Origin of the sequence: Rickettsia endosymbiont of Proechinophthirus fluctus (genome assembly GCF_001602635.1) — a bacterium.
Classification (GTDB): domain Bacteria; phylum Pseudomonadota; class Alphaproteobacteria; order Rickettsiales; family Rickettsiaceae; genus Rickettsia; species Rickettsia rickettsii.
In genome coordinates, this window is sequence record NZ_LECS01000004.1 from 565,177 (window position 1) to 589,666 (window position 24,490).

The following is a 24,490-nucleotide window of genomic DNA, read 5'->3' on the forward strand; positions in this document are numbered from 1 at the left end:
CTTCTCGACCGCACCATTCGCCGGTTTTTCACGAAGTCAAATTTTTGTTTGTTTCAGATTTTATATTTACTCCTAAGTTCGTCTTGTCAGCAAATGTTTGTGCTAATTGTATACTCCTGATAAATGAAAAGGAGTTAAAATAAAAACTATTGCTTATTTGTACTCTGTAATTTATATTGATTAGCAAATTGTACACAATTCTGTGCCAAGCCTAGCTACCCAGCTTTAAATAATTATAATAAGTCTATAATAAACTATTAGGTCAATAGGCTATGCCTAATTTCAATATATTTAAAAGCATCTTACCAGATCATCACAATCAATTTGCTGAAATTTTTGATCAAATTAACGATCTGATCGAAAATCACAATTATGATGCTGCTGCAAGCAGGCTGGCCAAGCTTCATTATGCCGATTTAGCAGATTTCTTAGATAATCTTAACAATAAAACATATAAAATAATTATTCCTTTATTACAGGATGAAATTAAGCCTGAAACGTTAGTATCATTAAATGCTTATAGTAAACCTTTAATAATAGAAACTTTAGGCATAAAAAAATCTACAGAATTAATCAATAAGCTAGTTATAGAAGATGCTATTGAAGTAGTAATCGATCTAGACGATGATATAAAAGACCTTATCCTAAGTAATCTCACTAAAGAAAAAAAACACCAAATTACCGTAGGTTGTACATATCCCGAAAATACGGTAGGTAGGGTAATTGAACGAGATTTTATTAATCTTCAAGAAGGATGGACGGTCGAGGAATCATTAAATTTTATCAAGAACGTAAAGAATGACTTTTATGCGGCAATCGTTACGGATAATAAATTACGCCCTATCGGTATTATTTCTCTTAGCATGCTAATTAAAGGCAAACAAAATGAATTGATAAAAGATTTGATGAACAAAGATTTTAAACTTGTAGATGCTTTTACCGACTTAAATGAACTAAGCTTCATTTTTAGACAATATGCTTTAACTATTGTACCGGTAGTAAATAAAAGCGGTAAGTTAGTAGGTAGCGTATCAATCGATAATATAATTTATATTATCGAAGAACAAGCCGGCAAAGATATATTATCATTAAGTGGGGTACACACTCAAGATACGTTCTTCAATGTATTTTATACCGTTAGACATCGTTTTCCTTGGCTCTTTGTTAATCTAATCACTGCCTGCATGACCTCACTGATCATTAACCATTTTAATGATACTATTGCAAAACTTGTAACGCTTGCAGCAATTATGCCTATTGTAGCTTCAATGGGCGGAAATGCCGGAACACAAGCCATGACCGTTACGGTTAGAGCCCTTGCTAATAAAGATATTCATTATAATAATGTCAATAAAGTTATATTAAAAGAAATAGCCGTATCGGCTTTTAACGGTTTTGTACTTGCAATTATCGGAGCAGGACTTAGCTTTGTGATGTTGCTTGACTTAAACCTTAGCGTTATTTTTGCTATTGCAGTTATTTTAAATTTTTTAGTAGCCGGATTATTCGGCTCTGCTATTCCTATAATACTGCATTATTTTGATATAGACCCCGCTACAGGCTCCGGTGTATTTCTAACCACCATAACCGATGCTCTAGGTTTCCTAACTTTCTTAAGCCTTGCTCATATTTTTTTAGTGTAAAATTTGGTGTTTATGCAAATAAAAATACATACACATTGCAGCAAACAGTGTAGCTATCGCTCCAAGACATTTACATATACCACAACTTGTATCCTGATTTTCAAAGTCTGTAATATTATTCTCATAAGATATATTATTATCTCTTTGTATATTCTGATGATTATTAATATTGGACTCTTTGAACACAATAAATTTGCAACAGTTAGTATTAATGCACCCTATGATGCAGTTAGATTAGTATTATTTAAGGAGCTAGCTTGTGCGTACTCTTGTACTTCTAAACTATTACGGTTTGACATAGTTATATTTTGACTTTAGGATTCATATTTAAAATAATAAAACAATAATCTTTAGGTTCTGTGAAGGCAAATTAAATTATTGATATTTTCAGATATTTTTTAGCGAACATTAATAAGATTTTTGCAGTAATAGTTGTTCCTATTTCAAAAAAATCTTACGATTTACAGCAAAAAATAGCAAAAATAGCTTAATTTAATTTTCCTTCATAGAACCTAATCTGCAGCTATTTATTACTGCAATTTTTGGCATTTCCTCGAAACGGTTGATATCGTCATGAGCTAAGCGACTGCAAAAAGCGTAGCAATGACGTAAACTTTTCAAATTATCAACTTTTTCTAGGCAATGCCTAATTTTTTAATTAATAGCCCACAAATTATAATGAAATAAGAAATAACTTTTATAGAAAATATAAGCTCTTGGAAAGAAAAGTTTGCAATTTGTGTTTATAGTCAAAAATTACTTGATAAACTCGAATATTTAAATACTAAAGTAGCAAATCCTATAGATATACTCGAAATCACAAAAGGTATCCACTATGCATGTAACACAGTTCTCAAATACGTCAATCAGGCGATCCTTATTATTCGCACCCGATTGAGGTAAAAATTATGCTTGCTGAATTTGTAGCTGAAGAAGCACCTAAGCTTTATAACATTATTATGCTGCAAGCCGCTTTACTTCATGATACTATTGAAGGCACTGAATTAACTGAAGAAGCAATTACCGAAATTTTTGGACCGGAAGTAGCAAAACACGTAGAAGGTCTAACTAGAATTAAATCTTACGGGAAGATAAGTAGCGGAGAAAGCCTAAACTTATTAATTAAAGAGAAAAGATACAATACGGCATTAATAAAATTATTTGACCGAATTCATAATGTGCAAACTTTAGGAGTTAAATCACCTGAGAAAGCTAGCAAAATTATTGAAGCGACATTGAAGCGAGTTTAATAAATTTTCTTTTGGTCGCTGCTAATATAAATTATAAACTAGAACAAGAATTTGCTAAGTTATGCCTAAAAGTTTTTAATATTGAACTTGAAAGACACAAAGCTTTTTCTAATAATAACTCTCTGCTTCCTACTCTAACTTTATAAAATGATTTACTCCAAATGTATAACCAATTAGAATTGGAATCATCAAGAATAATAATCCCCAGTGATTAAAAGAATCTATCAAGTAAATTATTCTAAAAGAAGAAACTGCAAACATTAAAGCTCGTGGATAAAGCAAATATAAAACTACCGCATGTACAACGTTTTAATACTGGCAATCTTGCATCAAACACTGCACCTGCCGGAAAAGTAGTAGGGGCAAATACTACAATAAATAATTGGAATAAAAAATTCTATAGTATTTGAAATATTATTTAGTAAGATAGAAGACATAAGGGCTACCATAGAAAATATTATTAATCTTACTTTAAGGACTTTTAAAGGATGTATTTTACAAACCAAATAAGTAACAATTATTGTACTTATTAATTCTGTACCACAAACAATAAAATTTTGATGAATTACTTGAGTAGCACTGTAATTATAATGAGTTTTTAGCATATTACCGCAATAAATATAAACAATATAAAACCATAACGGGGCTCCACAATGTACCAAAAAGAAAGCTATTGCTGTTGGTTTATTAATTTTTTCACTCCAAATAGGGCTTGATTTTAGCCGATTACTATCTATCCTTGCTTACGCTACAGTTTTCTTTATTCGTCTTTTTGCATCAATGAAATCTGGAGTCTCCCTAAGATTTGTCCTTACAACAGCACCAACTATAGCAATAACTGCTCCCAACCAAAATGCAATACGCCAATCAAGTCCAAAAGAAGTAACAAGTGTTCCTACCGCCAATGCTACACGGTTGCACCTAAAATTATAAAAACAACAAGCGAAGCCACCACCCAATAACGTTGAGGAATTTTTGTCATTTCAGTTAGATAAAGCTCGGCCTACTACCTCCCCTATAAAGGACATCCCCTAAGCGATACGACACGCAGTTACTACAAAAGTCCCCGTAATACCAATTACAGCATAAGTTTTTATAATTAGCCATTATAAGATAACAAAGCGACATTAAAAAAGTTGTAATAATGACCGTTGCCTTACGACCTATAGTATCTCCTATCCAACCGAATATTAAAGCACCGATAGGTCTAAATACATATGTTGCACAATATGCAATGACAATAGAGAAGCTGCTCGTGCATCAGCTTCAGGAAAAAATAGCTCGTTAAGTATTACCGCCATGTGTACGAGCGTGAGATCAAAATATGCAAGAAACGTACCTATCGATAGTAGTCTTATTGTTTCTTTTTGATTACGGGCTAAACTTTTTTGCTCTTTTACGTAACTTCACATACTTTTTTACAGATTAGTTAAAATTAATAAAGCACTATACTGTTTTATATAAAAATAAAAGTCAAGTTAACAAAATTAGATTTTTTATAGCATTGCTAACTCAAGACAGGTGTCGTAATGAGCTGAGCGACTAAAAGGAGCGTATCACTCTAAAAAAATAATAATCAATTCTAGTTTACAGAGTTTTTAACTAGATTGCTTAAGTCAATATACTTTGTAATTGCCTTGCAATGGCGTTAATTTATTAAATAATATATCTTTATTTAGCAATGCCAATAAATTTCTAATTTAATACTTGCAATTTATCTTATAATTACTTATATTCAGATTCGCTTAGATTAAAAAGCACTAAGGCGTTTTTATGTAATTAATTTTGATCCCCTTAAACTTTTTACATTAAAACGCCGTTATTTTATTTAAGCGGGTGTAGCTCAGGGGTAGAGCACTACCTTGCCAAGGTTGAAGTCGAGGGTTCGAATCCCTTCACCCGCTCCAGTGATTTTGTCCGTTTTATGTCATTCCCGCCTACGCGGGAATGACATAGAGCATGTTTTTCAAGCCAAGCAACAACGCCCTTTTGCAAATGACATCAGTAAGTTTATCATAAATTCAATCTTCCAAACCATATTTTTTCTTAATATCTTCTAATGAAATTACTTCTTCTCTTTTTTCTACACAAGACACAGCAATTAATAAATCTGCTTTTTCTTCTATATAACTTTCTATTGCTTTACGTATAATATCTAGTTAATTAGAAATTCTAGTAGTTATAACTGTCATAAAAATAGCCATTTATCGGTTTTGTGATAACTTATATTAGTATTAAATACATTTAAATATATTTAATATTATTATTTTACCCTTGCATTAAACCTATTAGGTAGCTATTTTTATTTTATTAGACTTAGGCATAACCTATCTTATAAAGAGAAATTTTAAGGAAACACGGCACGTAGCACTGCAGCGTACAAAAAGGGATGTGAGATGTGAGTACCCGATTGATGTATACCACAGATACTTCAAAAGTTGGAAGCCAAGTAAGTGGTGAGCCTGCAGAGCATAGAAAACTACATGAGCAAAGGCGAAGCCTAAAATTTGATGTACCAAAGCTTGAAGTATCAAAGGTATACAAATTACTTTTAGAAAGAGGTTATACAGGAAGACTATTGCAACAATTAGGAAATTACATATGTCAGCAAATACGCAAGATAATCAGACAAATAATAACGACACTATAGAAATACAGGAAACTGAGATAGTGCCTGCAAAAACAAATTCTTTACAATCGGGGTTAACAAGCTTAATACCGATGGTTTTAATTTTTGCTGTATTTTACTTCTTATTATTACGTCCACAAGAAACACGACGCAAAGAAAGAGAGAAATTAGTAAGTGAAGTTAAAAAAGGCGAAGAAGTTCTAACAAATAGCGGCATTTATGGTATTGTGACTAAAGTAAGTGAAAATGACAATAATATTGAAATCGAAATAGCTAAAGATGTACGTATTAAAGTTTTAAAAAGTGCTATTATCGATATAACTAGTCGTACAAAAGAAGTAGCAGTAAAAAAAGAAAACAAAAAAAATAAGAAGGTAAGCGGTGCAAAATCTTCCTAAGTGGAAAATTTTTCTTTCAATTATATGTACGGTTTTTGCGGTTATTTGTGCCTTACCTAATTTCATGCAGGTAAACTCTAAGTTTCTACCTCATGATTCAGTAAATCTAGGACTTGATCTTAGAGGAGGAGCCCATTTATTACTCGATGTTGATTTTGACACCTACTTAAATGATTCAATGGAAAATCTTGCCGACACTTTACGCAAAAATTTTCGTGAGGATAAAATCGGCTATAAAAATCTGTTAGTTAGACAAAATAGCATTCAATTAGAAGTAAGATCGCCTGAGAAATTAAAGCCGTTAAAGAAAATAATTAATAAAATCGATCCAGAAATTATCGCTGAAGTAAATGAAAATAAAATAAAGCTTAGCTACAGCGAATCTAGATTAAAGGACTTACTTAATAAGGTAGTAGACCAATCTATTGAGATCGTTCGCATGAGAGTTGATAGTACCGGCACTAAAGAGCCGACCCTACAGAAACAAGGCGATAAGCATATATTACTGCAAGTTCCCGGTGAAGAAAATCCCTCTTACCTGAAGAATATATTAGGGAAAACTGCAAAGCTAACTTTTCATTTAGTTGATGAAAATGCCAATATCGAAGAAGCGGTAAAAGGACATGTTCCAGTAGGTTCAATGCTAGTTAAGGGAGATAACGAAAGTCATGGGGAATATTATATCGTTATAAAGAAAAAAGTTGTTTTGGGTGGGGATCAGCTTACAACCGCTTCAGCTTCTTTTGACCAAAATTCGCAAGCGGTAGTTGCTTTTTCTTTCAACAATTTAGGTAGTAAAATATTTGGTGAAATAACTAAAAATAATACCGGTAAACGCCTTGCTATAGTTTTGGACAATAAATTACTAAGTGCTCCAACGATAAACGGAGCGATTATAGGCGGAAGCGGTATAATAACAGGAAATTTTACCGTTGAGTCGGCAAATGAGCTTGCACTATTATTGCGAGCCGGTTCGCTTCCTGCCCCACTTAAAATTATTGAAGAGAGAAGTATAGGTCCAAATTTGGGTGCTGATTCTATAGAATCGGGCAAAAAGGCAGGACTTATAGGATTTATAGCAGTGTGTATATTTATGATTTGGTCTTACGGTGTGCTTGGTTTATTTGCCAATATAGCCTTAATCCTTGCATTGTTATATATTTTAGCTTTACTTTCACTTTTCCAAGCTACTTTAACTCTGCCGGGAATTGCAGGAATAATACTCACTATGGGTATGGCTGTTGATGCTAATGTATTGATTTATGAAAGAATTAAAGAGGAACTGCATAAAGGAGTGTCTAATCTTTATGCTATTAGAACCGGTTTTGAATCTGCGTTTGCCACTATCCTTGATGCTAACCTAACTACTTTAATCGTTGCTTTTTTACTTTATATATTTGGAGTAGGTGCAATAAAAGGTTTTGCCGTTGCATTAACGATCGGGATTATATCTTCAATGTTTTCGGCAATTATCATTACTAAATTGTTAATAGATATTTGGGTACAATATTTTAAACCTAAAAAATTAGGGCTTGTATAAAAGAGTAGACTTTGTTGTATGGTCTTTTTATGTCATTCCCACGCAAGCGGGAATCCAGTAATCTTTAATTTCATCCCGCAACTTGATTGCGGGATCTCAGGACACGGCCTGTGATATACGATACCGTAGTCAAGCCACGGTATGACATTTTCACTTTTCTCTGGATTCCTGCTTTCGCAGGAATAACATAAGAGCCATGCAGCAGGACCAGCTAGAATTGACAACACAAAAATGGATAATATCTTATGAAAATACAGTCAAATGTTATAAAAATAATTATCGTAATTAGCTTATTAATAGGAGTAGGAGCATTATATTTGTTGTTATCTTTAAGAACGCCTGAAAAGCCACTTGCCGGTCAAGTTAATATCTATGAAGATAACGTAAAAATTGGCGGTGATTTTGAACTAATAGACCAAAATGGAGAGATATTTAATAGTGATAAGTTGAAAGGCAACTTAAGCCTCATTTACTTTGGCTTTACTAGTTGTCCTGATATATGCCCAACCTCTCTAAATAAAATGACGGAGATTGTAGAAATTTTAAATAAACATAAAATAGATATTCTACCTGTTTTTATCACTATTGACCCAAAACGTGATACTCCTATAGCACTTAAAGAATATCTAAAACATTTTCATCCGAAATTTATAGGTCTTACCGGTAACGAGCAGCAAATAAAAGATGTAACTGATAAATTCAAGGTTTTCTATGCTCGTGTGCATGGTGATGATGACGACCCGAACTATATGCTTGATCATTCATCTTTTACATATTTAATCGATGCAAACGGAAAATATCTAAAACATTTCTATTTAGATTCTTCACCTAAGGAAATTATGGAATTTTTAAGAAATGAATAATTATATATCGGTAGCGTATTTATTTACCTTTTTAACCTTAGCGACATTGTTAATTGTAAGTTTTTTAAATTACAAGTCATTGAAAAATAAACAGCACTTTAATGCAAAAGAGAGTAAGAAATAGATTAATAACAATAATTATTTGTTTCTGCTCAGCATGTTTAGGAATTAGTATAATACTTTACAATTTAGAGAAAAATATAGTATTTTTTTTGCCGCCGTCAAAAATTAATGAAATAGAACAAGGCAAAGAGTTAAGAGTCGGTGGGCTTGTTAAAACAGACTCAATAAATAAAATTGCTGATGATAAGATAAGTTTTGTTATTACCGATAATATTAAGGATTTCGAGATATTATATCAAGGAGCCCTTCCGGCGCTATTTCGTAAAGGACAAGGAATTATTGCCATCGGGCAATTATCGAACGGGAAATTTATAGCAAGACAATTACTTGCAAAGCATGATGAGAATTACAGACCTCCGCAATAACAGCGTCATTGCGAAGAACAAAGCGACGTGGCAATCTAGTAAAATAGGCCTGAGATTGCTTCGTCGAATTACGTTGTAATTCTCCTCGCAATGACGAAACACAACTAAACCAAATAAATAAAAACATGTTTATAGATAAAATCAAAGCAAAAGCAAATAATTACGAAATAAACGTAATTATCGAAATTCCGATGAATAGCGGTCCAATCAAATACGAATTTGACAAAGAATCAGGAGCAATTTTTGTTGATCGCTTTATGCAAACTACCATGAGCTATCCATGCAATTACGGTTTTATTCCTCATACTCTTTCAAATGACGGTGATCCGGTAGACGTACTTGTCGTAGCTCATCATCCGGTAGTGCCTGGGTCGGTTATAAAATGCCGAGCAGTCGGTGTATTGATGATGGAAGACGAATCAGGACTTGATGAGAAAATAATCGCAGTACCGACTTCTAAGCTCGATATTACTTTCGATCATATTAAAGAGCTAGATGATTTATGTGACATGCTCAAAAAACGTATCGTGCATTTCTTTGAGCATTATAAAGATTTAGAAAAAGGTAAATGGGTTAAAGTTACTGGATGGGAAAATAAATCAAAAGCAGACGCTTTAATCAATGCAGGAATAGGGTCAGCTAGGGATAAGAATTCATGACGTTGCTTGCATGGTGCTTGATGTCATTCCCGCGGAGGCGGGAATCCAGAAAAAGTAGCCTTAATCCCGATCTCAACAATTACACATTAATTAACAAAATAAACCTATAAAAAGAAGTTTTTATTTTTTATAGGTTTTTACTGGATTCCCACCTCCACGGGAATGACATCAGAAAAATAAGATACAAAACAAACAGTGACCGACTTCTTGCATAACGTAGCTAATAAAGAGGAATTTAAAGGAAACACGGAACACAGCACCGCAGCGTACACTTTAGTACGTGAGAATGCGAGTACCGGATTGACGCACAAATTACCTTTAGAGGCAAGTTATGCAAGAAGTCGATTATTTCGTTCAGGAGTCGTAGTAGCTTTTTTCACATTAATTTCTCGCATATTTGGCTTAGTGCGTGAACAGTTTATTGCATCATTATTCGGCTCTACTCCTATTGGTGATAGCATTAATGTTGCTTTTAAACTACCGAATCTATTTAGAAGAATTTTTGCAGAAGGAGCATTATCAAGCGTATTCATTCCTATTTATAATGAAAAAATGCTTATTTCTAAGAAAGCCGCTAATAATTTTTCAGGTGAGATTTTTACCCTTTTACTTCTGACATTAATAGTAATAATAGCATCAATGCAAATCTTCATGCCACAATTAATGCTGTTTATTGTTCCTGGATTTCACGGTAAAAAAGAAAAGTTTGAGCTTACGGTATTTTTATGCCGAATTACAATACCGTATTTAATATTTGTTTCATTAACGGCTCTAATGGGCGGAATATTAAACTCTATAAAAAAATTCGCTGCATTTGCTTTTTCACCGGTTATTTTAAGTATATGCGTAATAATTTTTACTTTAACATTTGATCATTATATAGAATCTACTATCTCAATTAGCTTATCTTTAATAATGGCCGGAATACTACAAGTTTCGTTTATGTTTGTCTGTGTGAAAAGAGCGGATTTAAACTTTCCGATAATTTTTAACCCAAGCGATCCCGATGTAAAAAAGCTTTTGATTAATATGGGACCGGCAACCATTAGCTCCGGCGTACAGCAATTAAACCTTTTCATATCCCAATCTATTGCTAGCTTTATTGAAGGTGCTATTTCTATATTATCTTATGCCGACCGAATATATCAATTTCCTCTATCAATAATAGGTACTAGCTTCTCTACTATATTGCTACCTGAGCTGTCAAAAATCTATAAATCAAATGATATAGTAGCTGCAAAAAAAATACAGAATAATGCTATTAGAATGGGATTATTATTATCGTTGCCTGCTACATTCGGTATTATAATTCTATCTCATCCGATTATTAATATAATTTATGAAAGAGGAGTATTCACGAGCCAAGATACTACAAATACAGCTGAGGCTATTTCTGCGTTTGCACTTGGGCTCCCTGCTTTTATTTTGGCAAAAATTTTAACTCCTATTTTTTATGCTAACGGAGATACTAAAACACCGCTCAAAATAACCTTATTTTCAATAATAATTAATACTGGCATGAACCTATTATTAATGGATTCTTTGAAACATATCGGTATTGCAGTCGGTACATCTATTGCAGCTTGGTATAATCTAGGTTTATTATATAGCTATACTACAAAACAAAATAAGCTTCATATAGAAGCCAGTATAAAACTTTTCTGCGGTAAAATTTTGTTATGCTGTATATTAATGACTATTATAATTGCTTTAATAAAGCATTATTATTTAGAATATTTTTATTCGGAATCTTTACTGATTAAAGTCTGTATGCTAGGTAGTACAATTGCAGTTGGAATGGGAGCATTTTTCAGCACGGCATATTTATTAAAAGCGGTTAATTATGATAATAACAAAAAATAAGCACCAATCAAATTATCAGGATTGGTTAAAAGCCTTAGCTATTATAGCCATGATCATTGATCATGTAGGTTTATATCTATATCCTGAATTAACGATTATGCGGATCATAGGTCGTACAACTATGCCAGTATTTTGCTTTTTTGCCGGTTATAATTTTCATGATAAACCAAAAACCCATATAATAATATTCGGTGTTTTATTACAAATATATACCACTGTACTATTTAAACAGTTTCTTACTACAAATATTCTAATCTCTATCTATTTAGGGCAATGGTATATTTATTATTTTCGTAATTCTTTAACTCGCTTTTTCTATAGCGGTTATTGTCATGCAATTATAATGGTACTATTGTGGTATATTAGCTGGGCTTTGATTGATTACGGGACTCTTGTAATTGCTACAATGATACTTGGATTTATTTCAAAACATGAGCAGGCGAACTTAAAACTTTGCTGTTTTATAGCAATTTTTGCTTCTTTCGTGCATTCAACTCTTTTTACTCTTGCGATTTCCTTTAATGAGTTTAATTTTTCAAATACTGGCTTAATTTTAAACCTCACTTTCTTAACAATTACCTATATATTAATGATCCTAAGGGGTTATTCACAAAAAATAGCTATAAATCTAAAATGGATAAGTCGCAATGTTTTATATATTTACTGCATACACATTATGATCTTACAATTCATATTCATCTATAAATACACATATGGTTTTAAAAATTGGTAAATAAACATTAATAATGAGTGACAGCGTGATTTAGTTAATATTAATATATTTAAATATATTAATAATTAAATATATGAATATAATAGATCGTTTAATTTTGGATAATGAACAATATAAAGAGCAATTTAAAAAAAACAAACTATTTAAAATTAAGTTAGATAGTACGCTACGAAAAAATAAATTTCTTAAACATTTTCGGCTTTGGTCAGACGCATTTCAAAAAATGGTATTAGCAAGAGTAGTGTTTTCTGAAACAAAAGCATTTCAACAACTTGCATGGGAGCATCTTACCGATGAATTTGGACATAATATAGAATTATTCCAAAATCTAGAAAATAATGAAGAAACTACAGATGCTATTTTTGAGGCCTTAGGTTCTTGGTTTACGCTAAAAATGATGACTCTTGGAGATAGTGAAAGAGCCGTCCTTGTCCATTTAGTAATAGAGTCATGTGCTACTATATTTTATGCAAAACTAGGATCAATATTTTTTAATCATAAAGCAGCAAAACATTTCAAAACACATATGTATCTTGATCCTGAACATGAACAAATGGGAATAGCTTTATTAAAACAAATAAACATTAATGATTCTTCTTTACTCACTATTCAAAAAAAAGGCTGGGATATGATTGACGCTCTGTTTACTAGACTTGCTGAAGTCACACAGGATTAACTTTAACTTATAGTATTCTAGATTTTATAAAAAAGCTTGCTTGCACGGTACGGTTTTTCATCATTGCGAGCGACTGAAAGGAGCACGGCAATCTCAGGATTTTGGCACGAGATTGCTTTATCGAATTACTGCATAATTCTTCTCGCAATGACGGAAAAATCGATCCACGCAACAACGCCAATGTCAAGCGGAAATAGCATATTTAAACTAAACCAGCTCGCTTACTTGAGATTTGGCAAAGAGCTTGATCTGAAAGTTAACAAAATTTACATTACCTTTTGAGCCTATTGCCGCAAATTTATGCGCTTTAAGAAGTAGGTCATAATCGTCCGCTAAATCGGCGAAGAAAAATGTGATTTCGCCGCTTTGTTTTACTCCTAAAATCTCACCGCTACCTCGAAGTTTTAAATCCTGCTCAGCTATATAAAATCCATCATTAGTTTGTTTCATTATCTCAAACCTGCCTCGTGCAACTTTTCTAAGCCTTTTAGGATTGTATAACAATATACAATATGACTGCAAACTACCCCGCCCTACTCTACCTCTAAGCTGATGAAGTTGAGCGAGACCAAATTGCTCAGCATTTTCAATAATTATCAAAGTGGCTTCAGGTATGTCTATTCCGACTTCAATAACGGTTGTTGCAACTAATATCTTAATTTCACCTTCCTTAAATTGCTTCATTATTTGGTCTTTCTGCTCGTTCTTCATCTTACCGTGAATAATACCGGTATAACCTTGATAGATATTGTCGATAGAGTTAAAACGATTCATCACATCCATCAATAAACTATCCTCTTCCGGCATTTCTTTCCCTCCCTGCTCTATCAATGGACAAATCCAATATACCCGCTCACCTGCAATAAGCTTCTTATTTATCGCTACTATAATATGCTCTATCTTATTAACCGACATGGTATTTGTAGCGATAGGTAAACGACTTTTCGGCTTACCCATTAGCTTTGAGATAGTCATATCACCAAACATAGTCAGTGCAAGACTTCGAGGAATCGGCGTTGCAGTCATAACTAACACATCGGGATTTACTCCTTTATTTATTAAATTCAAACGCTGTTGTACCCCAAATCTATGCTGCTCATCAATAACTATATAACCTAATTTCTTAAAACTTACTTTTTCTTGAAATAAAGCATGAGTACCGACTAATATATCAATCTCATCGTTGTCAAGTTGTATCATAATATTTTTACGAGCGGCCCCCAGTATCTTACCTGTAAGTAATCCGACTCTTATATTAGTATTTTTTAAAGCTTTAACAAAAAACTCATAATGCTGATTGGCAAGCAAATCAGTTGGAGCCATAAGCGTTGCTTGAAATCCAGTGGCTACCACATTTACCATCGTCAGCAGAGCTACCAAAGTTTTACCGGAACCAACATCGCCTTGCAACAATCTCATCATTTCTATTTTATTGCTTTGATCACACTCTATTTCTTCTATGACTTGCTTTTGATAAGAAGTTAACTCAAATCCTAGCTCATTTAATATATTTGCTTGAATAGATACAGCTTTAGGGTAAATATTACCTTGTCTTCTACTTATTTGCGTACGTACATTTAAAAGAGAGATTTGATTAGCGATAAGCTCCTTAGCTGCTAGTTGTTTTTTGGCGTTAGTATATAAATCATCATTGCGAAGCCCCTTTAGGGGCTGCGGCAATCTAGAATTTATTAATTTTACATTACTGGATTGCTTCGTCGGCATGCATGCCTCCTCGCAATGATGGAACACATGCAACATTTGCAAATTCTGCAATATAATATCTAAATAATCTTTTACTTCTTTATTTTCTATACTCTTACACTTCTCTTCAAATATCTCTATTGCTTTTATGATATATGAATATAACTGCTTGTTACTAAGTAAATATGTCAGGGAATAAATCGGCTCTATTTCTTTTGCGAGTTTAGGATTTACAACAAATTCAGGATGCGCAATTTGTAAGTAATGATCAAAAAATTGTACCTTTCCGCTGATAATATGAGAAGTACCAACTTGCAGCTTATTAAAAATAAACGGTGGGGGTTTATGAAAAAATACTAATAACAAAGAACCAGTATCATTGCTAGCTGTAATTTTTAAAGGCTGACTACTTTTCTTGGGTAAATTAATGCTCTCAACTACAATTTCTGTTTGGATTATGTCACCATCTCTAACTTCAGTTAAATTAGGCGATAATATTTTATTTTGATATGAAACAGGTAGATAAAATAATAAATCACGAATATTGTTAATACCAAGCCTTTTAAGAGCAGATACGGTATCTTCACGTATATTGATGAACGTTTTTACAGAAGAGAATAAGAATTTTTCTAAAATAGTTAGCATATATAGTCATAATTATCTTATATACAAATATATATACTTTATAATAAAAGAAGAATAATAAAATATACAAATTATGATTAATATGTCATTCTTGCAAAAGCGGGAATCCAGTAATTAAACGGTGCATACACAGTAAGTTTTGAAAATTAAAAGCTTGATGTATCACGCTTTTTTCTGGATTGCTGCTTTCGCAGGAATGACATATTAATCATGCAACAAAGCCTTCTCTTATAAAGCTAATTTTAACCCTGCTCTAACTATAACTGAGGATTTTAAAGGCATACCTTCTATACATCCCACTGTTTTGTAACCGTCTGAGCCGACTATCTTAAATGTTTCATTTAAGCTAAGCTCAAAATTAACGGCTCCAAGTCCACCTTGCTTACAATTTTCTTTTAAAGGGGTAGCGGTTAACATTTTAGGCTGATTCCAAAATGTCGCTTCTAAACCTAAACCGATAAATTCAACTTTGACTCAGTTATTAGCTTTAACTCCGACACCGTAAGACTTAAATTTTTGATTTTTGCCGTAATTAATATTAACTTGAATATATTCTGTTATCAACAACAAAATGGTTAACTAAACCACGCTCTAAACCGTATGGAGCAAGTATCGCTCTAGTAGCCGGTAAATATTTAACCGGTCCTAATTCAATCATCGGAATATTATTTAAGTTAATAAATGAATATCCTGAATAGGATAAAAACGGATCAAATAAATCTCAATAAGCATATGAAAAAATTTTATTTTTAGTAATATAATTTTTACCGTATATGGAGTTAATCGCTTTTACATATGTATTTATATCATTACCGCTTTTATCTTTACCATCAAACTTAGTACTAAAAATATAACTTGCTTGCTCTAGTCTTCATAAATAACCTATACCGTAAGTAGGATTAATTTTGTTACTTGCCATGTATCTATCTTTAATATTTTCAGATAACAAATAACTTGCTTGCATTCCCCCTGTATCTATAGCAATGTGCTTATGAACTTGCAAAGAATTAAAATCTTTAGTTTTAAAATATGTTGTACCCTCAAAAGGATCTACTTCATATTTTGTTACTTTTAAATCAAATTCTTTGCTCTTACTCCATAAACCTCCTATTTCATGATTACCTACCATAATCCAAGATGTAGCAGTAAATCTTGTAATATAACTTAAGATCTTTATAGCTATATTATCTGAATCGGCAAACATAGCATCATCTAATTGACGGTAACCTTCAATTAATGACATAGCAACATTACTACTCACTCTTGAGGACATATCTTTATCATAAGTCACTACATAACTATAATTTTTTTTAGAATTTTCTTGAATTGTTATATTGTCATCAATATTTGATGCAGTTACTAATACTGTTGATGAATACAAAAAACACGCAGCAATGCTTAAATTTAATTTCTTGTACAGTATTTTTGTAATATACCAAACTTATGTATGTCCTTGACTTCTTTTGCAAATCTTCCTAATGTCTTAAAGAATAGATATTAATAATTTAAAATGCATGAATACAATCTATCCTTCGGCTGAAGCTGCTCTTGAAGGACTTCTTTATGACGTCATGACTATAATGTCGGGCGGATGCGGTCTATGCGATATTCCTGAAATTTAATAAATGCACTTCTTAAAAGCAATGTTCAAAATTTAACAGTTATAAGCAATAATTGCGGTGTTGACAACTTCGGACTTGGGCTGCTTCTTCAAACTAAACAAATAAAAAAAATGATTTCTTCATATGTCGGAGAAAATAAGATTTTTGAGCAACAATATCTTGATAAGGTTTTAGAGCTTGAGCTAAACCCACAAGGAACTTTAGCTGAATGAATTAGGGCTGCTTGTATGGGAATTCCAGCTTTTTATACTAAAACAGGTATAGGTACAATTGTAGAGGAAGGTAAAGAAACAAAGGAGTTTAACGGTAAAAAATATATAATGGAAACTGCCTTTCAAGCTGACCTTGCTATTATTAAAGGCTTTAAAGCTGATAAAAGCGGCAACGTGATTTATAATAAAACTGCATGAAATTTTAATGCAGTCATGGCAGGTGCCGCTAAAGTTACAGTTTGTGAAGTAGAGGAAATAATTGAGGTGGGAGAGCTTGACCCTAACAATATTCACACACCTAATATTTTCATACAACGATTAATAGTAGGTGAAAAATATGAGAAACGTATTGGGCAATTAACTGTCAGGGAAAAATCAAATATGCCTTGGAGCAAAGAAGAAATTTATCAAATAACCGCAGAGGAACTTAAAGACGGATTATATGTCAATCTTGGTATAGGTATGCCTACGCATGTAGCACATTATATACCTCAAGGAGTGAATGTAATATTTCAAAGCGAGAACGGTATGATTGGTATGGGACCATTGCCTTACGCAGGAGAGGAAGATCCTGATTTAATTAACGCCGATAAGCAAACTATTACTGCTATTCCTGAAAGCAGCTATTTCGACAGTAGCTTTTCATTTGGGATGATTAGAGGTTCGCATGTCGATTTAACTATTTTAGGTGCTATGCAAGTCGCACAAACAGGCGATCTTGCCAACTGGACTATTCCGGGTAAAATGGTTAAAGGTATGGGAGGAGCTATGGATTTGGTCGCTAACACCAAAAGAGTAGTTATTATAATGGAACATAACGCAAAAGATGGCGGTGCTAAATTATTAAAAGAATGCAACTTGCCGTTAACAGGTAAAAAAGTAGTTAACAGAGTAATTACCGATCTTGGAATTTTTGATATTGATAAAGATGAAATGATATTAGTTAGACAAGCTGATGATGTTACTATTAAAGAAATAAAGTCTAAAACTGAAGCCGAGTTTATAGTTAATTTATAGGAGAATAAAATGGTTAAAGTAGCTATCGTAATATTATAGTAGATACGGTCATACTGCAAAAGTAGCTGAAAAACTAAATAAGAGCATAAAAGAAGCAGAAGCCAATGTTTCTTATACAAATAAATAAAGATAAACCTAATAATCTCGATTGGGATTGATTAGACAATGCAGGTGCTATCATTTTTGGAGTCCCAACCTATATGGGTAGTTTAGCCAGATCGTTTAAAATATTTATGGAAGCTACCTCAACTAGATGGGCACAACAAAAATGGAAAGATAAAATAGCTGCAACTTTTACTAATTCTGCGTTTTTATTCAGGTGATAAGTTTGCAGTATTCAGCAGCTATTTCACTTCCCTATGCAGCATTGTATGATTTGGGTCGGGCAAGCTGAAGCTGCTCTGAATTTTTCTGATCATGAGATATGCCTGATCCCAATAAAATTCACCGCTTAGGTAGCTGGTCAGGACGTATGACTCAATCTAACCACAAATCTTCTCCTGATATTACTCCTACTCAAGGCGATTTAAAAACTGCTAATTTCTTTGATAAAAGAATAGTTGAAATAACTAAGAAGTTAGGTAGATTTATATGGTGTTTTATGTCATTCCCGCTTCCGTGGGAATGACAATTTATTATCTAACAAATGATGGTTTTTGTGAGTTCCTATTATTAATTTTTTGAGCATGCGTAGTCATTTTAGCATCTCGTTCTCCTTTAGTTTTAAGCATTTTTGATTTATTCCTATTAACACTAACATCACTCCAGTTACCACTATCGCTTTCACTGCTACTACTATCACTCATCTCTATAGCAACTCTTCGTGCAAAAATTGATTCAAGTCCACTAGGTTTGTTAACATTCTGAGCAGGCTTACTATGAGAATGTGCAACCGGTTTTCCTGTATTAGGGTCAAATTCAACTTTTTTTAGTTTTTTTGGCCCTGCTATTTCTCTCATTAAATCAGAAGTATCTATAGAAGGACGTGGTTGATTTTTCAGTTTTTTAACCGTAGTAGCTTCTACAGACTTAGATAATGTCTCAGCCGGAGCCATAGGCGGAGGTGGAGGTGGAGGTGGTGATGGAATGTTATTTTCCGGTAAAGGAGGCGGAGGTGGAGGTGGTGATGGAATGTTATTTTCCAAAGGTTTAACTAGGGATGCATTTGCTAATATTGGTTCTTTTTTTGAAGCCATGTGATTTGTAAGGTTACTTACTATCTTTTGTAACTCCTCATTGTCAGGTAATTTTGCAATTATACCCTTAATATTTCTTTCTTTATTTTCAATTAATTCCTCAAATTTATGCTTCGTTTTATATAATTGTTCATCAATCTTTCTAATTGTTCTAGTATTACTCTCTTTGTTTTTTGCTAAAACCTGCTCACTATTATTTACAAAAACATTTTTAACATTTTGCCAAATATTATTTAATTTTTCAAAAAATGTATGAGGTACTTCTGCCCTAATTTCAGCAACCTGTTTTTGTATTTCTTTAAGTTCTTTGATATTAGAATTTTTGGATATTAAATTTTGGATGTTTTGTTTTGTAGCATTTAAAGAATTATATTGTTTCTCTAGTGCTTCAGCATTAATGAATTGTAAGGGATTTGTCATATGTAGAGCTGAGAATCTTTCAGGTTTACTTTTATAACTAAAAAATACTTCCGATAATCTTGCTCTTTGATCTTTAGATAAATCTTTCTTTGTTAAATCCTTAAAATTTTTTTCGATTTCTTCTTGTAATGCTTGCTTTAAAGGTACAGATTTTGCCGCTATATTATATATCTTATTATCAATATCTTTTAATATTTTATTATTATACTTTATTGCTTCATTTGTTAACTGTTCTTCACTTTTTATCAAAATATACTTTACATTAGAAACTGTTTTTACAAATCTTTTAAACCAAGGCAACGATCTATTATGTTCTTTTTCTAGTTCTTTAGTTTCATTTTGTATTTCGATTAAACCTTGCAACTGCTTATTTTGCTTGCATAATTCATTTACTTGGCTTAATATAGCATTTAAAGCATTATTTTCTTGTGCTAATAATTTATTTATATCTATTTCTTTAACCATGCCATACACCTACTATAAATTAATACCAGTATTATAGCAAATTTCTTATACAAAAGCAAAGAGAAAGTTAATTTATGTAATGTATTTTGATAAATAAAAGATAGATAAACGAATATAGTTAACGTAATTTTAAGGATGATAAGCCTATAAGAGCAAATATAACTGAAATAATCCAAAATCTTATTACGACTTTTGATTCTGCCCAGCCGTGTTTTTCAAAATGATGATGGAGCGGTGCCATTTTAAATATTCTTTTTCCTTTAGTAGCTTTGAAGTAATATACCTGTAAAATTACAGATGCCGTTTCAATAACAAACAAGCCGCCGACTATAGCTAAAACTATTTCATGCTTAGTAATAACGCTAATAATACCAAGCACACCGCCAAGACTTAGACTACCGGTATCGCCCATAAAAACTTCTGCCGGTTGTGCATTAAACCATAAAAATCCAAGGCAGCTACCGACTAATCCTGCACATAACACCGTTAACTCTCCGGTATTCGGTATATAGGTTAGCTGTAAGTAGTTCGAGTAAATTAGATTTCCTACTAAATAACTTATTAAAGCAAAAGAACCGGCAGTAAAGGCAATAGGAACGGTAGCAAGACCATCAAGACCATCCGTTAGATTCACGGCATTAGAAGAGCCGACTATAACAAATATAGCAAAAACTATATAACAATAACCAAGATCTAAACTTAAATTTTTAAAAAACGGTACGTTAAGTAAATGACTTGGACTTTTATCTAGATATTCTAGTAAAACACATATAATGAAGCTAATAATTCCTTGAAGTAAAAGCTTACTTTTTCCTCTTACTCCGTAATGATTATTTTTAGTTACCTTAGCATAATCATCCATAAATCCTATAATACCGAAACTAATAAAACCAAATAACGTAATCCAAATATATTTATTCGTTAAATCAGCAAGTAATAAAGTAGAAAGACAACTAGACAAAATAATAATAATGCCCCCCATTGTCGGAGTACCTACTTTTGTTTGATGCGATTCAGGTCCGTCTGAGCGTATAGGCTGACCGTTTTTTTGAAGAGATCGCAGCAATTCTATTAATATCGGACCCGTGATAAAGCTAAGGCTTAGAGTTATAATAATAGCAAGACTGCTACGAAAAGTAATATAGTGAAATAAATTAGCTATATGTGAATTATGGATATAAGGGAGTAAAAGATTGTATAACATTTGTAGATTTAAATTTAAAAGTATATTTTGATGTTATTGGATACCAAATCGTCATTGCGCGCAGTTGTAGACTGCGCGGCAGCAATCTCGTCAAACATCCTGAGATTGCTTCGTCAATTACTACGTAATTTCCGCGCAATGACTGGCAACCAAACCACACAATATTAAGAGTATCCTAGTGTATTTATTTATAATAATCAACAATCTTATCAAGTTTTACGCCTCTTGACCCTTTTATTAGAATCAGCTCATTACCTTCAAATAAACCCGTAATATGCGTAATTAATTCATCAACATTTTTAAAGTATTTTTTAGCTATTTTGGAAGGTAGTAAATCATCAATATATTTAGTATTTATTCCTACTAAATAGACCTTAGAACAAGCGGCATCTAATATGTACTGCACTAGTTTCTCATGTAATCGTTTAGAATTGTCCCCTAGCTCTAGCATATCACCTATTATAGCAGTTTTATTCTCGGCAGGTACTTGTTTTAAATATTCTAATGCAGCTTTCATTGACTGCGGACTTGCGTTATAGTAATCACAAATTACACGACAATTTTGTATATTGATAATTTCCCCTCTTCCTTTAGTAGGAGAAATATTTGCTAAGTGATTTGCAGCTATCTCTATATCTTGCCCTAATATATCGATAATTAAAAGTACACCGGTATAATTTTCGGTAAAATGCCGAGGAATAAACGGTATAGTTACATCTAAGACTTTATTATTTATCTTATACTTTAAGTAGACTTGCTCTCCTAGGTTCTCATATAAAATTAATTCTGCTGAAGTTTTAGCTGATCTACCGAAGCTATGTATATCGGTGATAGAAAGGTTTTTTAATATCGATAATATTTTGTTATAGCAATTAGTATCGGCATTAATAACGGCAATATCATTTTTGCTAAAATTTGCAAAAATCTCACATTTAGCTTCAGCTATCTCTTCAAGCGAGTTAAAAAATTCTAAATGAGCCTCTGAAATATTAGTAATCATGGCAATATTCGGCTTTAATATTTGAACCAGCTCTCTTATTTCACCTTTATGGTTCATGCCAAGCTCAAAAATAGCATATTCCGTATCATCAGCCATTGAAGCAAGATTAATAAGCATACCGAGTTTGTTATTGAAGTTATCTCGGCTAGCAAAAACTAGAAAATCATGTTGTAATAATACTTTCAGTGCTTCTTTTGTAGAAGTTTTACCAACGCTGCCTGTTATAGCTATAAATTGAGCTTTTGAATTCTCTCGTTTATATAAAGCCATTTTTTGTAGCGCTTCAAAACAATCATCGACTAAGATAATTTTATCTTTATCATTGATCTCTACTCGCTTACTAATAATTACGGCTGCTGCTCCTTTATCTATTGCATCTAGAACATAATCGTGACCATCTCTATTACCTTGAAGTGCTATAAATAAATTACCTTTTTTAACATCTTTGGAATTAAATTGCACTTCATTACAATTTATAGAATTAGAGATTGTTATACCGAGAACAGCACTTAATGTTTTAGAATTCCAGATCATATGTTTTTGTTATTTATGTGTTGTTGTATGGCATGTTTATGTCATTCTCGCGTAGGCGAGAAGCCAGTAAACATATAAAAAGCAAGCTTTTTATATGTTTATTTTATCAAATATGTCACTTCTGTATTAATATTGAAGTTATTTTTCTGGATCCCCGCTTCCGCGGGGATGACATCAAGTTTTTTTTAAAACTGTCCGGTACTATGGGTCAAGCCACGGGATGACAAACTTTTATATACTTCCTCACAACCTCAGCATCATTAAAAGGTAATTTCTTATCGCCTATAATTTGGTAATTTTCATGACCTTTACCGGCAACTAATAAGATATCATCTTGTTTTAAATTATTTATACCGTATTTAATAGCCTCTTCTCTATTTGCTATTTCTGTATAATCTGCTTTCTCTATACCACTTATGATTTCAGCTCTAATAAGCTTTGGGTCTTCATGGCGTGGATTATCATCTGTAATTATGATGGTATCGGCACGTTTTGCGGCTATTTGCCCCATAAGACTTCTCTTTGTCTTATCACGATTACCGCCGCAGCCAAAAACTACGCTTAGCTTACTATCACGTAATTTAATATTTTTCAGTTCCGTTAAAGCTTTTTCAAGAGCGTCCGGAGTGTGGGCATAATCAACGAAGATATTAGTGTTATCTATTCTCTCCATTCTGCCTTTTACTGCTTTAACTTCTACTAAAGAATCTATAATATCATCAAAAGCAAAACCAATATAATGAATGCTAAGAACAGCAATTAATAAATTACTAGCCTGAAAGCTACCAATTATCGGGGTATTAAAATTATATTCTCTATTATTAAATGTAAAATTAATATTTTGTCCTCTTAAAGAACCGTTAAGTCTAGTTATTTCTAAATCACCTTTTGTCCCAACGGTTATAAATTTAATATTATGATTATGTAGATAATCTTTAACAAACTCTATTTCTTCTATATCAGAATTTAATATTGCGATACCGTTCGGTAATAAATGATTTATAAATAATTTCAGTTTGGCTAATAAATAATTTTCTTTTGTATGGTGGTAATCTATATGATCCTGACTAAAGCTAGTAAAACATGCAATATTTACTTTTATTTCCCTAAGTCTTGCTTGATCAAGACCATGACTAGAAGCTTCAAAAACTAAATATTCTATACCATTTTCAGCTAAATTATGAGCAATTTTTCTAAAGCTTAAATAGTCTAAAGTTGTTAATTCCGGTACATCATTTATAAGATTAACGCAGCCAAATATTTCTACCCCTATCGTACCTATAGATGCTGCTTTTTTCCCAAGTAACGAATATGTTTGAGCTATATAGGATACTACCGAGCTTTTACCGTTAGTACCGGTTACGGCTATTAGATCCTTTGGTTTTTTAGGATAGAATATTTCTATGGCTTCATATAAAGCTGCCTGCACATCTTTTACGTAAATTACTTTATCTATAACAATATTTTTTTTATTGTCCGTAATTACTAATACTGCACCTTTGCTTAAAGCATCCTTAATAAAATTATTTCCATCAGTATTCCGTCCTTTAATCGCAAAAAAGATATCTTTATCCTTAACGGTTTTAGAATTAATCGACAAACCTTTTACATTATGTTGTTGAAATAATTGCTTTAGGTTATAGGACATATTTATTATGTTAAAAAAGTGTTACCGTCATTGCGAGGAAATTGCATAGCAATTGACGAAGCAATATCAGGAGTTTGTTAT

The 24,490-nt window shown here is 32.4% G+C and carries 21 protein-coding genes, 1 tRNA gene and 5 pseudogenes; 16 read left to right on the forward strand and 11 right to left on the reverse strand.

From position 1 onward, the window contains the following. The first annotated feature begins 272 nt into the window (after nt 1–272). Nucleotides 273–1,643 (forward strand): magnesium transporter, encoded by a 1,371-nt coding sequence (gene mgtE, locus BG75_RS04850; protein ID WP_062811641.1) that lies wholly within the window; start codon nt 273–275, stop codon nt 1,641–1,643. 10 nt (nt 1,644–1,653) lie between these two features. Here mgtE and BG75_RS07600 read toward each other — a convergent pair. After that, nucleotides 1,654–1,942: pseudogene (locus BG75_RS07600) on the reverse strand (hypothetical protein). A gap of 400 nt (nt 1,943–2,342) precedes the next feature. Here BG75_RS07600 and BG75_RS04860 point away from each other — a divergent pair. Then, nucleotides 2,343–3,039 (forward strand): annotated as a pseudogene (locus BG75_RS04860) (HD domain-containing protein). On the opposite strand, the pseudogene BG75_RS10670 reads toward BG75_RS04860, so the two are convergent. After that, a pseudogene (locus BG75_RS10670) lies at nt 3,023–3,342 on the reverse strand (proline/betaine transporter). The pseudogenes BG75_RS04860 and BG75_RS10670 sit on opposite strands and share 17 nt — an antisense overlap. 538 nt (nt 3,343–3,880) lie before the next feature. Continuing rightward, a complete protein-coding gene (locus BG75_RS09995; RefSeq protein WP_368072230.1) occupies nt 3,881–4,135 on the reverse strand; it encodes an MFS transporter in 255 nt (84 codons plus the stop codon). A gap of 590 nt (nt 4,136–4,725) precedes the next feature. On the opposite strand from BG75_RS09995, the gene BG75_RS04875 reads away from it, so the two are divergent. Next, nucleotides 4,726–4,800, forward strand: a tRNA-Gly gene (locus BG75_RS04875). A 114-nt stretch (nt 4,801–4,914) separates the two neighbouring features. On the opposite strand, the gene BG75_RS07620 is transcribed toward BG75_RS04875, so the two are convergent. Further along, a complete protein-coding gene (locus BG75_RS07620) occupies nt 4,915–5,046 on the reverse strand; it encodes an antitoxin of toxin-antitoxin stability system (protein WP_252903737.1) in 132 nt (43 codons plus the stop codon). Nucleotides 5,047–5,303: 257 nt separating this feature from the next. Between BG75_RS07620 and BG75_RS04880 the strand changes: the two genes are divergently transcribed. The 9 genes from BG75_RS04880 (at nt 5,304) to BG75_RS04920 (ending at nt 12,742) form a co-directional block, all read left to right on the forward strand. Then, a complete protein-coding gene (locus BG75_RS04880) occupies nt 5,304–5,543 on the forward strand; it encodes a palindromic element RPE5 domain-containing protein (RefSeq protein WP_062811643.1) in 240 nt (79 codons plus the stop codon). Beyond that, the gene (yajC, locus tag BG75_RS04885) at nt 5,495–5,920 is read left to right on the forward strand and encodes a preprotein translocase subunit YajC (RefSeq protein WP_062811644.1); all 426 of its coding nucleotides are present in this window, start codon (nt 5,495–5,497) and stop codon (nt 5,918–5,920) included. Before BG75_RS04880 ends, yajC begins: the two co-directional genes overlap by 49 nt. Then, nucleotides 5,904–7,460, forward strand: coding sequence for a protein translocase subunit SecD (secD, locus tag BG75_RS04890; protein ID WP_062811645.1), 1,557 nt, complete (start codon nt 5,904–5,906; stop codon nt 7,458–7,460). The genes yajC and secD overlap by 17 nt, the downstream gene beginning before the upstream one ends. 245 nt (nt 7,461–7,705) lie before the next feature. After that, nucleotides 7,706–8,323 carry an SCO family protein gene (locus tag BG75_RS04895; RefSeq protein WP_012736692.1) on the forward strand — a complete coding sequence of 206 codons (618 nt, stop codon included), beginning with the start codon at nt 7,706–7,708 and terminating at the stop codon, nt 8,321–8,323. 101 nt (nt 8,324–8,424) lie between these two features. Then, a complete protein-coding gene (gene ccmE, locus BG75_RS04900) occupies nt 8,425–8,811 on the forward strand; it encodes a cytochrome c maturation protein CcmE (RefSeq protein WP_004998015.1) in 387 nt (128 codons plus the stop codon). A gap of 125 nt (nt 8,812–8,936) precedes the next feature. Then, on the forward strand, nt 8,937–9,470 hold the full coding sequence (gene ppa, locus BG75_RS04905) for an inorganic diphosphatase (RefSeq protein WP_062811646.1): 534 nt from the start codon (nt 8,937–8,939) through the stop codon (nt 9,468–9,470). Between the two features lie 300 nt (nt 9,471–9,770). After that, complete coding sequence (gene murJ / locus BG75_RS04910; protein WP_410525722.1) at nt 9,771–11,333, forward strand: murein biosynthesis integral membrane protein MurJ; 1,563 nt, start codon at nt 9,771–9,773, stop codon at nt 11,331–11,333. Beyond that, nucleotides 11,314–12,066: a TraX family protein gene (locus BG75_RS04915; RefSeq protein ID WP_062811648.1), complete on the forward strand. Its 753-nt coding sequence runs from the start codon at nt 11,314–11,316 to the stop codon at nt 12,064–12,066. The genes murJ and BG75_RS04915 overlap by 20 nt, the downstream gene beginning before the upstream one ends. A 73-nt stretch (nt 12,067–12,139) precedes the next feature. Beyond that, nucleotides 12,140–12,742, forward strand: a complete 603-nt coding sequence (locus tag BG75_RS04920) for a hypothetical protein (protein WP_062811649.1) — start codon at nt 12,140–12,142, stop codon at nt 12,740–12,742. A 207-nt stretch (nt 12,743–12,949) separates the two neighbouring features. Here BG75_RS04920 and BG75_RS04925 read toward each other — a convergent pair whose 3' ends face one another. The 3 genes from BG75_RS04925 to BG75_RS10000 form a co-directional block, all read right to left on the reverse strand. Continuing rightward, entirely contained in the window at nt 12,950–15,091 is a 2,142-nt protein-coding gene (locus BG75_RS04925; RefSeq protein ID WP_062811650.1) for an ATP-dependent DNA helicase RecG, read from the reverse strand. Nucleotides 15,092–15,319: 228 nt separating this feature from the next. Further along, complete coding sequence (locus BG75_RS04930; RefSeq protein ID WP_062811651.1) at nt 15,320–15,508, reverse strand: hypothetical protein; 189 nt, start codon at nt 15,506–15,508, stop codon at nt 15,320–15,322. A 454-nt stretch (nt 15,509–15,962) separates the two neighbouring features. Beyond that, nucleotides 15,963–16,472: a hypothetical protein gene (locus tag BG75_RS10000; RefSeq protein ID WP_252903667.1), complete on the reverse strand. Its 510-nt coding sequence runs from the start codon at nt 16,470–16,472 to the stop codon at nt 15,963–15,965. 133 nt (nt 16,473–16,605) lie between these two features. Between BG75_RS10000 and BG75_RS10005 the strand changes: the two are divergent. The 4 genes and pseudogenes from BG75_RS10005 to BG75_RS10015 all read left to right on the forward strand — a co-directional run. Beyond that, nucleotides 16,606–17,300, forward strand: a pseudogene (locus BG75_RS10005) (CoA transferase subunit A); the annotation flags it as partial. A gap of 6 nt (nt 17,301–17,306) precedes the next feature. After that, on the forward strand, nt 17,307–17,942 hold the full coding sequence (locus BG75_RS04950) for a 3-oxoacid CoA-transferase subunit B (RefSeq protein ID WP_062811890.1): 636 nt from the start codon (nt 17,307–17,309) through the stop codon (nt 17,940–17,942). A 200-nt stretch (nt 17,943–18,142) separates the two neighbouring features. Continuing rightward, nucleotides 18,143–18,265 carry a hypothetical protein gene (locus tag BG75_RS10010; RefSeq protein ID WP_252903668.1) on the forward strand — a complete coding sequence of 41 codons (123 nt, stop codon included), beginning with the start codon at nt 18,143–18,145 and terminating at the stop codon, nt 18,263–18,265. A 48-nt stretch (nt 18,266–18,313) separates the two neighbouring features. Further along, nucleotides 18,314–18,570, forward strand: a pseudogene (locus tag BG75_RS10015) (transcriptional regulator). A 7-nt stretch (nt 18,571–18,577) separates the two neighbouring features. Here BG75_RS10015 and rickA read toward each other — a convergent pair. From rickA to BG75_RS04980, 4 genes are all read right to left on the reverse strand, one after another. Then, entirely contained in the window at nt 18,578–20,023 is a 1,446-nt protein-coding gene (gene rickA, locus BG75_RS04965) for an Arp2/3 complex-activating protein RickA (RefSeq protein ID WP_062811652.1), read from the reverse strand. Between the two features lie 118 nt (nt 20,024–20,141). Beyond that, entirely contained in the window at nt 20,142–21,227 is a 1,086-nt protein-coding gene (mraY, locus tag BG75_RS04970) for a phospho-N-acetylmuramoyl-pentapeptide-transferase (protein ID WP_062811653.1), read from the reverse strand. 184 nt (nt 21,228–21,411) lie between these two features. Beyond that, nucleotides 21,412–22,761: a UDP-N-acetylmuramoyl-tripeptide--D-alanyl-D-alanine ligase gene (locus BG75_RS04975; RefSeq protein WP_062811654.1), complete on the reverse strand. Its 1,350-nt coding sequence runs from the start codon at nt 22,759–22,761 to the stop codon at nt 21,412–21,414. A 208-nt stretch (nt 22,762–22,969) separates the two neighbouring features. Next, the gene (locus tag BG75_RS04980; RefSeq protein WP_062811655.1) at nt 22,970–24,409 is read right to left on the reverse strand and encodes a UDP-N-acetylmuramoyl-L-alanyl-D-glutamate--2,6-diaminopimelate ligase; all 1,440 of its coding nucleotides are present in this window, start codon (nt 24,407–24,409) and stop codon (nt 22,970–22,972) included. Nucleotides 24,410–24,490 lie beyond the last annotated feature (81 nt).

Excerpts from the sequence above, each read along its gene's own strand:
- BG75_RS04925 (WP_062811650.1), bottom strand. The coding sequence starts at position 15,091 with ATGCTAACTATTTTAGAAAAATTCTTATTCTCTTCTGTAAAAACGTTC.
- rickA (WP_062811652.1), bottom strand. The coding sequence starts at position 20,023 with ATGGTTAAAGAAATAGATATAAATAAATTATTAGCACAAGAAAATAAT.
- yajC (WP_062811644.1), top strand. The coding sequence starts at position 5,495 with ATGTCAGCAAATACGCAAGATAATCAGACAAATAATAACGACACTATA.
- mraY (WP_062811653.1), bottom strand. The coding sequence starts at position 21,227 with ATGTTATACAATCTTTTACTCCCTTATATCCATAATTCACATATAGCT.
- BG75_RS04980 (WP_062811655.1), bottom strand. The coding sequence starts at position 24,409 with ATGTCCTATAACCTAAAGCAATTATTTCAACAACATAATGTAAAAGGT.
- BG75_RS04975 (WP_062811654.1), bottom strand. The coding sequence starts at position 22,761 with ATGATCTGGAATTCTAAAACATTAAGTGCTGTTCTCGGTATAACAATC.
- ppa (WP_062811646.1), top strand. The coding sequence starts at position 8,937 with ATGTTTATAGATAAAATCAAAGCAAAAGCAAATAATTACGAAATAAAC.
- BG75_RS04895 (WP_012736692.1), top strand. The coding sequence starts at position 7,706 with ATGAAAATACAGTCAAATGTTATAAAAATAATTATCGTAATTAGCTTA.
- ccmE (WP_004998015.1), top strand. The coding sequence starts at position 8,425 with ATGCAAAAGAGAGTAAGAAATAGATTAATAACAATAATTATTTGTTTC.
- BG75_RS04920 (WP_062811649.1), top strand. The coding sequence starts at position 12,140 with ATGAATATAATAGATCGTTTAATTTTGGATAATGAACAATATAAAGAG.
- BG75_RS04950 (WP_062811890.1), top strand. The coding sequence starts at position 17,307 with ATGCCTTGGAGCAAAGAAGAAATTTATCAAATAACCGCAGAGGAACTT.
- BG75_RS04930 (WP_062811651.1), bottom strand. The coding sequence starts at position 15,508 with ATGTTAACCGCTACCCCTTTAAAAGAAAATTGTAAGCAAGGTGGACTT.
- mgtE (WP_062811641.1), top strand. The coding sequence starts at position 273 with ATGCCTAATTTCAATATATTTAAAAGCATCTTACCAGATCATCACAAT.
- BG75_RS10010 (WP_252903668.1), top strand. The coding sequence starts at position 18,143 with ATGGGTAGTTTAGCCAGATCGTTTAAAATATTTATGGAAGCTACCTCA.
- BG75_RS04915 (WP_062811648.1), top strand. The coding sequence starts at position 11,314 with ATGATAATAACAAAAAATAAGCACCAATCAAATTATCAGGATTGGTTA.